Consider the following 10,958-nt stretch of genomic DNA (forward strand, 5'->3'; position numbering starts at 1 on the left):
GGGAAAGGCAGGGTAATGGCATCGGCGAAGGCAGTGCAGAAGTTCAGCATTCCGCTGGCTGGGCCCCGTGCGCGCTCGTTGGCCTCGCTTGCGTTCGACCTGATCCGCCCCGTGCAACGCACCGGCACCGAGTTCGGTGCCGCGTCCTGGCTGACCGGCGTAACCCCGGGGACCATGCTCAAGGCGACACCGATCGCGCCGGTTGGCTTGTCCCGCCGGCTGAACCGCGCGGACGCATGGCGCATCGAGTACGCCACCTCGGACGCGAAGGGCCGGGTGCTCACCGCCACCGGCGCGGTGTTTCGCTCCCGCACCCCCTGGCCCGGGAAAGGGGAGCGGCCGACGGTTGCTTTCGCCCCGTCTACGCAGGGGGTGGCCCGGCGCTGCGATCCGTCGTTAAGCTGCACAGTGGGTGTGGGGCCGCGGTTCTTCCCGCTCGATGTCATCGCCGCCTATGAGCAGCCGGCGATCAACCTGTTCGTCGCCGCCGGTGCGGATGTGGTGCTCACGGACTATCCGCGCGACCCATCGGACGACGTGCAGCTGTACTGCGACCACGTCTCCTCCGCCCGTGCGCTGGCCGACGCAGTGCGCGCGGCAGAAGAGGTGGGGGTGGGGCAGCGCAACCTGGGTCTGTGGGGGTTCTCCCAAGGCGGCGGCGCTGTGGGGGCGTGGCTTGAGGAGCCTGAGTACACCCCGCAGCTGCAGCCGCTCGCCGCGGTGGTGGGCGCGCCGCCGGCTGATTTGGTGCACATGCTCGATCACGTGGACGGTGCGTTGGCCAGCGTGGTCATTCTTTATGCTGTCGCGGGGCTCATGGCGCGCGACGACGCGATTGCCGAGGAGGTGGCGCCCCATTTAAGCCCGGAGGGTGCCGCTGCAGTGCTTGCGGGTGCACGCACGTGCGCGCTCGGCGCGGTGGTGCACAGGCCGTGGGCGCATACGCGCACTTGGACGCGCGGGGGTATAAGCATGGCTCAGCTTCTCGACGAGCTCCCGCTCACCTCCGCCCTCCTCGATGAGAACACGCTCGGGCGCACACGCCCGCTGAAGATTCCGCTGCGGCTGTGGAGCTCGCGCCACGACGACTTGGTGCCGTACTCCGGGGTGCAGGCGCTCGCCGAGGCGTGGGGCGTGCCTTTGGAGACACGTCGCATGACGCGGCTGACCGGGCGAACTGGGATGAACCATTTCGGGCCGTACTTTATGCATCTTGCCAGCGATGCGGAATGGCTCCTTCGCTGCCTGGGCAGGTAGGGTCGTGCTCATGCCGGTTGCCCTTATTGCGTATTTTCTTGTGGAAGCGCTCGCCTTTTACGGCGTCTCGCAGCTCGTCGGTGTTGGCTGGGCGCTGCTTTTAATCTTCGTGCTCATGGCGCTGGGTGCCCTGTTCGCCGCGGTTTCGCTGCGCGGGACGCTCGTGGAGGCGGCGCACGGCCGCTCGAGTGTGGAAAAGCTCGCCGGTGACTCCGCATTGCTGCTTGTCGGCTGGGTGTTGAGCATCGTTCCTGGCTTCGCCACCTCGTTCGCGGGCCTGTTGCTCATCTTTGGCCCCACCCGCGCGTTGATCCGACGTTCGCTTACCGCCAAGGTACAGCGCGACGTGGAGGATTTTTCTGTGCGCGTGTTCAACTCGTCCCCGTTGGCGCGCAGGACCACCAGCTACGGTCACTTCGGTACAGCGGCAGCTACCCCGGAAGGCGCCCGCGGAACGAACGACCCGGCCCACCCTGTTATCGACGCGGAAGAGCTGGAGGAGATGTTCCGCATGGACAGCCCGAAGCGCCCCGATAACGGCTCCGAGAACTGGCCATACAACCGGCCGGACGGGCAGGCGTAGGTGCCAGCATTTCTCCGGTTCGGGCTGGCCGCCCTTTCGGGTTGGCTGGTCTATTTTTCGTACGAACCGCATGGTTTGGCCTGGGCCGGTGTGGCAGGCATCGCCGTGTTCTATGTGGCGCTCATGCCTTGGCCCAACGCATTCGTGCGTGCGACCGGGATGGCGGGGGAGGCCCAAGAGCGCCCCACCGGCGGCTTCGGAGCACTCCTCGGGTTCATGCACGCCCTCGCGTGCTACCTGTTTCTTTTGCCGTGGATCGGGGAGTTCGTCGGCGCGATGCCGTACGTGGCCCTTTCCATAGTGCTCGCGCTCTATGGCATACTCACCGGCACCTTCGGGGTGCTGGTTGCGCGCTGGCGCTTCGGGTTCGCCGCGTTCCCGCTGGTCTATCTCGCAGTGGAGTGGGCGCGATCATCGTTCCCGTTTGGGGGCTTTAGTTGGGTGCGCCTCGCGTGGGGGCAGATCAACGGTCCACTCGCAAACCTCGCGGCCTGGGGCGGCCCGGCACTCGTTACGCTCACCGCAGCGTTGGCGGGCACCGCGCTCGTGTCGGTGTTTTCGCGCGACATCGACGTTCGCAGGCTCGCTGGAGGGGCCTTCGGATTGGTGGTGGGTCTCGGTCTCATCGCGAGCATCGGGGTGGATCGCCCCTCTCGCGACGTGGGGTCCGTTCGCGCCGCCGTGGTGCAGGGCAATGTGCCGCGTATGGGCTTGGATTTCAACGCACAGCGGCGGGCGGTGTTGGCCAACCACGTCAACGAGACAATCGCGCTGGCAGAGGAGATGCGGGAGAAAGGCGAGCCGCTCGATCTAGTCATCTGGCCCGAGAACTCCTCCGACGTCAATCCGTTCAAGGACAAGGAGGCACGGGCGCTTATCGACGTCGCAGTGCGTCACGTGGCCGCCCCGGTACTGGTGGGCACGCTCACCCGCGACGACGTCGGTGCGCGTAACACGATGGTGGTGTTCGACCCGGAGGATGGCCCGGGGGACTACCACCACAAGCGCTACCTGCAGCCTTTCGGGGAGTACATGCCGATGCGCGACTTTTTCCGCAACTTCTCCGATCTGGTGGATCTGGCAGGCGACTTCAAGCCCGGTGATGGCCCCGGCGTGGTCCGCATGGGTGACACGGTGGTCGGGGTGGCCACGTGCTACGAGGTGGCTGAGGACGGTGCGTATCGCAGGGCTGTGAGAAACGGTGCGCAGTTGCTCACCACGCCCACCAACAACGCGACATTCGGGTTTACCGATATGACGTACCAACAGTTGGCGATGAGCCGTATGCGCGCGATCGAGCTGGACCGCGCCGTGGTGGTCGCTGCGACATCTGGTGTGTCGGCGATTGTGCACCCGGACGGCACAGTTTCCCAGCACAGCGAGATCTTCACCCCGGCACATCTGGTGGAGGAGCTGCCGCTGCGCGATCGCATCACTCCTGCGGTGCGTCTGGGTGGCCCACTTGAGTTCTTGCTCGTGGGTGCTGGCGTCGCGCTCATGGCGGCTGCGGCTGTCAATGGCTCCGCCCACAGGCGCGGGCGGGGGTATGCTGCTAAGCGAACTGAAACCGCCCAGCCGTAGCTGCCACATGCGTCGTCTGCTGCGCTTCGGCCGGATGAATTGAGGAGTATTTTCGTGGCGAACAAAACGCTGGTGATCATCCCGACCTACAACGAGGTGGAAAACCTCCCGCTCATCGTCGAGCGTGTCTTGGACACGCCGGATGAGGTAGACATCCTCGTCGTGGACGACAACTCGCCAGATGGCACCGGTGACAAGGCCGACGATTTGGCCGCTGAACACGAAGAGGTCAACGTGTTGCACCGCGCTGGCAAGGAGGGCTTGCTGGCGGCGTACCGCGATGGTTTCCGCTGGGCGCTGGAGCGCGAGTACGCGGTGATCTGCCAGATGGACGCGGACGGCTCCCACGCCCCGGAGGAACTCTCCCGGTTGCTCGAGGAGATTGGGGGCGGTGCTGACTTGGTTATCGGCTCCCGCTACGTCGAAGGCGGCGAGGTGAAGAACTGGCCGAAGAGCCGTTACGCGTTGTCCAAGGTGGGCAACGAATACATCTCGGTCGCACTCGACACAGAGGTTAAGGACATGACGGCGGGGTACCGCGCGTTCAAGCGCGAGGTGCTCGAGGAGCTCGACCTGGATGCGTTGTCGGACAAGGGCTACATCTTCCAGGTGGAGATCGCGCACCGTGCCGACCAGGCTGGATTCGACGTGCGTGAGGTGCCGATTACGTTCGAAGACCGCAAGCTTGGCGAGTCGAAGCTGGACGCGAGCTTCGCGGCGGCGTCCTTGGCTGAGGTTACGAAGTGGGGGCTGAAGGATGCGGCGTCCTTCGTGGGTGGCATTGCGAGCGAGACCGGCCGCCAGATCTCCCGGGCTGTGGAAACCTCGAGCTTGTCGAAGGTTGGGGAGAAGGTAGACAAAGCGCCGGAGAAGATCATTGACGCGGCTATCGAGTTCGGAAACCTCGCGAAGTACGAGCTAAAGTCCGCTGATCTAGGCAAAATCCCCGATGCGGCTGCTCGGGGTGTCAACACCACGCTGCAGCTTGCAGACGAGACGGTGCGTCAGGCGAAGTACGCCATCTTCGGCAAGTAAGCCATTTGCGGCTTAGGTCGCTGAGGTTCCAGATGGACCCAAGCACCGTAAAAGGCCCGCCCAACCAGTTAACTACCGGTTGGGCGGGCCTTTGTCGTTGAGGGGGAGAGGCCGCCGCGAGGCCTTACTTCTCCGCTTCCGCAGCCTGCTGCTGCTCCTTCGCAATGCGGGCAGCGGTGCGGCGGCGCTTGCGCAGCTGCTCCAGACGCTCCTCCAATAGCACGTCGAGCTCTTCGATCGTGCGGCGCTCAAGCAGCATGTCCCAGTGGGTGCGCGGTGGCTTAGCCGGCTTGGATTCCACGCCTTCGCCCTCCATGAGGGTGCCCACCTGGCCGTTCTTGCACAGCCACTCCTCGGGGATCTCCGCGTCATCCGCGAAAGGAACCTCGAATACCTCGCCGTCCGGCGTGCGGTACTTCGCCATTTGCCGGGGAGCGAGATCGTGATCTCGGTCCGTTTCGTAGCTCACGGCACCCATTCGACTTCCGCGCAACACGCGATCAGCCATGCTGTCACCAACCCTTTCGTCTACTAGCGCCCTTTCCGGTATCCGCTCAAGTATAACGGCTCAAACCTGCCCATTGTTCCCGCCATGGTCCCACCGTGTTGCCGCAGTGTTGCCGCAGTGTTCCGGCGCGGCGGGGGTAGTTGTTCTACCTGCGTGGCCCTCCCGCCATCGTCTAGCACGACAGGTGTACTAGAGTGTGGGTTGTGACTACGAAAAACGCGGACGCTATTCGGGGCAATGCCCGGTCTGAGGCGGTCTGCGCTTGGTGTGGAAAGCCCATCGTTTTGAGCGAGGGGAGAGGGCGCAAGCGCAAGTACTGCAGCTCTTCATGCAAGCAGCGCGCCTACGAGCAGCGCCAACTCCTCGCAGGCACGGAGGTGGACGCCGAATCGGTAATCTTGAGCAAGCAGCGCGTCGCCGAGATCCGCGACCAGTTGTACGCGCTGCGGTGCGCGGCCGAAGACGTGTGCACGGCGGCGTCAGAAGGTGCAGGGCAGGAGGAATTGCGGCCCTTGTGTGACGAATTAGTAGACTTAGCTACGCAATTAGAGAAGCTAAGGTAAAGCTGAGGTGGCTGGAGTTGACTGAATCGCAAGAGGTCAATGGGGTTCATGCCGGTTCGAGAAAGCGCACGGTGCTCATCGTCCTGGTGTCAATCTTTATTGCTGTCGCGGTGGTCGTGGCCATGATTCCTCTGGTCACCACATTAATGTTCAGCCCGGGCGTGAAGACGGAAGGTATCGATGAATCGAGGCTTTCCGCGGCGTCAACAGATATCGACGGCGCGTGGGAGGTGTCCAACCGACCAGGCCCGAATGTGTCCTCGGCAGGGTTCTCGTTCCCGGAGGTGTTGCCGGGTGAGCGACGGACGACATCTGCGTCGACGCAGGGTGTGTCGGGCTACGCCACGATTGAGGCGGGCACGCTCACCGCAGGTGAGATTACGGTCGATATGACCACGCTGACGTCGGATAGCGATGTGCGCGATTCGAACGTGCGCCGCAAGATTTTTCACACCGACGAGTTTCCGACCGCGACATTCACGGTTGCCGAGCCGGCGGATGTCTCCGGGCTGCCGGACGATGGGTCCGTAGGCACGGTGGAACTCGCGGGCGATCTCACGATTCACGGAGAGACGAACCGGATCTCGCAGCCGTTCAACGTGGCGCGCTCGGGCGAGAATCTCATCGTGGCGGCAGACATCCCGATCAACCGTCTGGACTACGGCGTCGAGACTCCGGAGTTTGTCGCGGCGACGATCGCCGAAGATGGCGAGATCAACGTCCGCGTGAACATGTCCAAATAGCACCTGCTTAGCGTCACGTGACGCTAAAAGGGCTGTATCAGGGGCTGGGCGTTTTACGACGGGCAAAGCCTTTCAACCGCCCATATATACGTATCTGTCCGATAATGTACATTATGTCAAGTAACCCTGGCGGGGCCGCTCCGTGGTGTTATGGCCCGACGTGCAGCCCCTAAGCGTACCTTGTCCCTATGGCGAAACTCCTCTCCCCGAACCCAGACAGAATCCCGAAGCCCGCGTACGCGGATTCGTCCGCCGACGCAGTCCCGCAGCGCTACGCCAACGGCTCAGACCCCGAACTCGTCGCGAGACTTCAAGCCATCGTCGGCACCGACAACGTCAAGCACCGCGTCTCGGATCTCGTGCGCTACGCCTCGGACGCGTCGCCGTACCGTCAAATCCCGTCTGTGGTTGTCCAACCCCGCAACGCCGAGGACGTCTCGAAGCTGATGCGCTTCGCGCGCGAGACCTCCCGCACGCTCACCTTCCGCTCGGCCGGTACTTCGCTCAACGGCCAAGCGATGACGGACGACATCCTGGTGGACATGAAGACGAACTTCCGCGGCATGGAGGTCCTCGACGGCGGTGAGCGCCTGCGCGTGCGTCCCGGCGTGATTCTGGGCGACGCGCAGGCCGTCCTGCGCCGCCACGGCTACATGCTCGGCCCGGACCCGGGGTCCACCGCATCCGCCTCCGTGGGCGGCGTGGTGTCCACCAACGCCGGCGGGATGCGTTGCAAGATCGAGCGCGACAGCTACCACACCATCGACCAGGCGCAGTTTGTGTTGGCCAGCGGGGCGATCGTCGATACGCGCGATGGCGACGCCGTGTTCCAAAAACAGTGCCCTGAGCTGCACGAAGAGATTCTAAGCCTGCGCGATCGGATCCGGGGCGACGAAGCATTGGTGAACCGCCTGCGCAAGAAGTTCTCTATCCGCAACACAAACGGTCTTCGCGTGGACGCGTTTTTGGATGAAGACGAGCCGGTGCACATCCTCAAGCGCCTGCTTGTGGGCTCCGAAGGCATCTTCGGCGCGTTTACGGAGATCGAGATGCGCACCATCAAACTCCCCGTGAAGAAGGCCGTGACCTGGGTAGTCTTCCCCGACATCACAAATGCTGCGAAATACGTGCACAAGCTCGTCGAGGTCGGCGCGGAAGCGTGCGAGCTGCTGGTCTCCGACGTGATGAGGATGTCGGTGGGCAAGTTCGCGCAGGCGCCGCTGAGCTGGGCTGATATCGACGATGCAGCCGCCGCCCTCCTACTCGAAGTCGGTGGCACCAACGACGAGGAACTCGCGGCGGCTATCGACGCGGCGCAGGCTGTGCTCGAAGATGCGAATCTGATCCAGGAGCTGCGCTTTGAAACTGATCCGTTGGTCCAGGCCGGAATGTGGCAGCTGCGCAGCGGGCTGTTCGGCCTTTTGGGCGCGAACCGCAAGCAAGGCACGGCGCTTATTTCTGAAGACGTCTGCTTCCCGCCGGACCAGATTGGTGAGGCTGCCGCGGAGCTCATGGAGCTGCTCAAGGAGTACGGCTACCCGGACTCGGTGATGGGCCACGCCCCTTACGGCAACCTGCACTTCTTCATCACCCCGGACTTCTCCATTCCGGCGGACATCGAACTGTACTCGCAGTTCATCGACGCGCTCGCTGAGCTTGTGGTGGATAAGTACGACGGCTCCATGAAGGCCGAGCACGGCACCGGCGTGAACATGGCCCCGTTCGTCCCGCGCGAATGGGGCGAGCAGATCTTCGAGCTGTTCTGGGACGTGAAAGACACACTCGACCCGGACGGTTTGCTTGCGCCGAACGTGAAGCTCACCCGCATCAAGGACCTCCACCTGCGCAATTTCAAGTCGCTGCCGAAGGTGGAAGACGAGATCAACATGTGCGTCGAGTGCGGGTTCTGCGAACCGATCTGCCCCTCGCGAAACGTCACGGTGACTCCGCGCCAGCGTATCGTGCTGCGCCGCGAGATGGCGCGCCAGCCGGAGGGCTCGGAGGTGTTGGAGAAGCTCCGAGGTGAGTTCCAGTACGACGCGATTGACATGTGTGCTGCCGACGGCACCTGTTCCCTGCCGTGCCCGGTATCCATCGATACGGGCAAGGTGATGAAGCAGCTGCGCGCGGCCCAGGCGACGAAGACAGAGAAGCGCGTAGCCGAGACGGTGGCGAGACGTTACGGCGCAGTAGAGTCGCTCGGGCGCACCGCGGTGGCCGGCGTGAACGTGATGGGCCCGAAGCTGGCCAACGCGGTCACCCAGGTTGGACGCGCGCTGGTTTCCCCGGAGCGTCTGCCGTCCGTGCCCGGCCCGATGCCGCAGGCCGGAGCAGAGATGCCGGAGACCTTCCGCGAGGGAGCCACCGCCGTGTACTTCCCTGCCTGCGTAAACCGAATCTTCGGCGCACCCAACGCATCGAATGGCGCGCTGGACAACCCGCACGCCATCGTGGAGCTCGGCCGCCGTGCCGGCGCACCGGTGTGGATCCCGGAGGACGTGGCGGGCCAGTGCTGCGGTATGCCGTTTAGCTCGAAAGGCTTTAACGACGCTTACCGTATCCGCGCCACCGATCTCCTGGAGCGCATGTGGGAGTGGTCGGGACACGGCGAGCTTCCGGTCATCGTGGACGCAGCCTCGTGTACCCACACCGTTGTTGATTCAATGCCGGAGTACCTCGACGTCGAGCAGCTCGAGCGATTCCGCGCCATCCGGATACTAGATGCGGTGCAGTGGCTTGCCGACGAAGTGGTGGACCACCTCCCCATCACCGCAACCCAGGGCAAAATCGCGGTGCACCCGCCGTGCTCCAGCGAGCACCTGGGCACGACCGAGGCGCTGCTGAAAGTCGCCGACGCCTGCGGCGAGGCAGAGGTGCCCGACGGTGCCGCGTGCTGCGGTACCGCAGGAGACCGCGTGATGCTCCACCCGGAGCTGGTCGAATCCGCTACGCGTGAGGAGCGCGCGGGCCTCGACGCCGGCAACTACGACCGCTTCGTGTCCGCAAACCGCACCTGCGAGATGGGTCTCGAGATGGTCGCGGGCAAGCCCTTCGAATCGATCGCCACACTGGTTGAACGAGCTTCGCGCCCGGAGGTCACGCTGGCCTAGAGGTCCTCTCCCCCTACCTGCGGCCCCGCCTGTTGCGGGGCGAAAGCAGCACCTGGGAGACGTCGAGCATGCCCAGTCGCGCCAGCGCCTCGCGCAGCGCGAACTGCCACACCCACAGCCTGCGGAAGACAATGTCGTAGCCGTCGGCGGCGGCGTCGCGCAGGTGCGCGTCGAAGGTCATACGCTGCAACCGCAGCGACTCCGCCAGGTGCTCCGGGGCGTGCGTGCGCGCTACGATTCGTAGCTGCGTGTCGCGGTCCACCATCTTCGCCAGCTGCTCCTGCGAGGAGTAAGAAAGGCCGGGCCAGATGTAGGCGCGCAGCGACTCAAGCGCGGCTTCGGCCGTGCGGTTAAACGCCTCGGTGCGCAGCACGGTCTGCAGGCCCACCCGGCCGCCTGGCGCGAGCATCGTCGCTGCGGCGTTGAGGTAGCGCACCTTGTCGGCGTCCGTGAGCGTTTCTATGCGTTCCATGCCCACCACCACGTCGTAGACACCGCGGCGCCGGTCGGCGAAGCGTTCGGGCGCGTCGGGCACGGAAGCGTCGATAAGCTCAATGTGCGCTCCACCCGCCGCACCTGCAAACACGAGACGCTCCTCCATCGCTTGCTGCACGCCCACATCGTTTGCCGCGGCGTCCACCGTGGCGCGCAAAGCGGCGGCCCGCAACGCGAGCGCACCCCCACCCGCCGGGAACTCCAGCAAGTGCGTCCCCGCAGCGACGCCCGCAAACCCGAGCAACATCTCAACGCTGCGACGCTGCGCGTCCCCTAAGTCCGCGCGCTGGGCATCTTGGGGGGCACCGAACTCGGTGACGTCCACGAAGTAGTGCGTGGGCTGGCCCGCTTTGCCCGCGCCTTTCGCCTGGGACTTCACGCGTTCGCGCTGCGTGGTGGGCACGCCTGTGGCGAAGTGTCCCTGGAACGCGCTCATGCCGTCGCCGGCGAAGTGCGCCACTAAATCCGCCGGGATATCGCCGGTGTAGGCGTCGCTGTCAGCCCCTCGCTTCGGGGTCGTACTCGGAGTGTGGGGTGCGTAGTTGTGCGAGATGAGGGCCGAGAGGACGTCGACAAGCGTGTGCGAATCCCGCGCCCGCCACTCTCCCGCCATGAAGCCTTCCGCAAGCCCCACCCAGCCGCTCGCGGCGATTCGGGTGAACAGCGCCGCGTGCTCGATGACGATGTCCGGCTCCGCGCCGTTCAGCTCGATGCCGGCATTGCTGCACGCCCTGGCGAACGCAGCCTCCACGCGACGCTCCCGCATCCGCACGCCACGACCTGACGGCACGGTAGCGATGCCGGGCCAGGACTGCGCATCCACGGACTGCAGGTGCTCGTTAACGCGGTAGTTCACAGCGGCAAATTCGGCCATTGTTCCAATGCTAGTGCCTGCCACCTGCGCCCCCGCGACGAAACACACAGGGGGCGCGTACTATATAGGCGATCGATTAACCGGCTCTTCGCGTTTTAGAGTGCGTTGATCTTGGGTTGCAGGCCTCCGGAGTGGATCAGGCACCGCAAGATGTAGTGGTTGATGTTGCGGAACCCGAGTGCGATGCCGCGCAGGTGCTCAAGGCGCCC

At 64.6% G+C, this 10,958-nt stretch carries 9 protein-coding genes; 7 read left to right on the top strand and 2 right to left on the bottom strand.

Translation table 11 applies throughout. From position 1 onward, the window contains the following. The first annotated feature begins 15 nt into the window (after positions 1 to 15). Genes HWX32_RS05305 through HWX32_RS05320 form a run of 4 tightly spaced genes read left to right on the top strand, consistent with a single transcriptional unit; the run spans position 16 to position 4,456 of the window. The gene (locus HWX32_RS05305) at positions 16 to 1,257 is read left to right on the top strand and encodes a lipase family protein (RefSeq protein WP_175934963.1); all 1,242 of its coding nucleotides are present in this window, start codon (positions 16 to 18) and stop codon (positions 1,255 to 1,257) included. 10 nt (positions 1,258 to 1,267) lie between these two features. Next, positions 1,268 to 1,840, top strand: coding sequence for an FxsA family protein (locus tag HWX32_RS05310; RefSeq protein ID WP_075468585.1), 573 nt, complete (start codon positions 1,268 to 1,270; stop codon positions 1,838 to 1,840). Next, positions 1,841 to 3,421 carry an apolipoprotein N-acyltransferase gene (gene lnt / locus HWX32_RS05315; protein ID WP_175934964.1) on the top strand — a complete coding sequence of 527 codons (1,581 nt, stop codon included), beginning with the start codon at positions 1,841 to 1,843 and terminating at the stop codon, positions 3,419 to 3,421. A gap of 54 nt (positions 3,422 to 3,475) precedes the next feature. Further along, positions 3,476 to 4,456 (top strand): polyprenol monophosphomannose synthase, encoded by a 981-nt coding sequence (locus HWX32_RS05320; RefSeq protein WP_175934965.1) that lies wholly within the window; start codon positions 3,476 to 3,478, stop codon positions 4,454 to 4,456. Positions 4,457 to 4,580: 124 nt separating this feature from the next. Here HWX32_RS05320 and HWX32_RS05325 read toward each other — a convergent pair whose 3' ends face one another. Then, complete coding sequence (locus tag HWX32_RS05325; RefSeq protein WP_082259850.1) at positions 4,581 to 4,964, bottom strand: RNA polymerase-binding protein RbpA; 384 nt, start codon at positions 4,962 to 4,964, stop codon at positions 4,581 to 4,583. 203 nt (positions 4,965 to 5,167) lie between these two features. Between HWX32_RS05325 and HWX32_RS05330 the strand changes: the two genes are divergently transcribed. From HWX32_RS05330 to HWX32_RS05340, 3 genes are all read left to right on the top strand, one after another. Then, on the top strand, positions 5,168 to 5,527 hold the full coding sequence (locus HWX32_RS05330) for a hypothetical protein (RefSeq protein ID WP_254868287.1): 360 nt from the start codon (positions 5,168 to 5,170) through the stop codon (positions 5,525 to 5,527). A gap of 17 nt (positions 5,528 to 5,544) precedes the next feature. Further along, positions 5,545 to 6,270, top strand: a complete 726-nt coding sequence (locus tag HWX32_RS05335; protein ID WP_254868288.1) for a YceI family protein — start codon at positions 5,545 to 5,547, stop codon at positions 6,268 to 6,270. 188 nt (positions 6,271 to 6,458) lie between these two features. After that, positions 6,459 to 9,380 carry an FAD-binding and (Fe-S)-binding domain-containing protein gene (locus tag HWX32_RS05340; protein WP_175934966.1) on the top strand — a complete coding sequence of 974 codons (2,922 nt, stop codon included), beginning with the start codon at positions 6,459 to 6,461 and terminating at the stop codon, positions 9,378 to 9,380. A 13-nt stretch (positions 9,381 to 9,393) separates the two neighbouring features. On the opposite strand, the gene HWX32_RS05345 is transcribed toward HWX32_RS05340, so the two are convergent. Continuing rightward, on the bottom strand, positions 9,394 to 10,749 hold the full coding sequence (locus HWX32_RS05345; RefSeq protein WP_175934967.1) for a class I SAM-dependent methyltransferase: 1,356 nt from the start codon (positions 10,747 to 10,749) through the stop codon (positions 9,394 to 9,396). Positions 10,750 to 10,958 lie beyond the last annotated feature (209 nt).

This window comes from Corynebacterium sp. Marseille-P4321, from assembly GCF_903645305.1.
Taxonomy (GTDB): Bacteria; Actinomycetota; Actinomycetes; order Mycobacteriales; family Mycobacteriaceae; genus Corynebacterium.

What these genes read in the sequence shown, in the direction of transcription:
- HWX32_RS05310 (WP_075468585.1), top strand. Translation starts at nt 1,268, where the DNA reads ATGCCGGTTGCCCTTATTGCGTATTTTCTTGTGGAAGCGCTCGCCTTT.
- HWX32_RS05340 (WP_175934966.1), top strand. Translation starts at nt 6,459, where the DNA reads ATGGCGAAACTCCTCTCCCCGAACCCAGACAGAATCCCGAAGCCCGCG.
- HWX32_RS05325 (WP_082259850.1), bottom strand. Translation starts at nt 4,964, where the DNA reads ATGGCTGATCGCGTGTTGCGCGGAAGTCGAATGGGTGCCGTGAGCTAC.
- HWX32_RS05345 (WP_175934967.1), bottom strand. Translation starts at nt 10,749, where the DNA reads ATGGCCGAATTTGCCGCTGTGAACTACCGCGTTAACGAGCACCTGCAG.
- HWX32_RS05305 (WP_175934963.1), top strand. Translation starts at nt 16, where the DNA reads ATGGCATCGGCGAAGGCAGTGCAGAAGTTCAGCATTCCGCTGGCTGGG.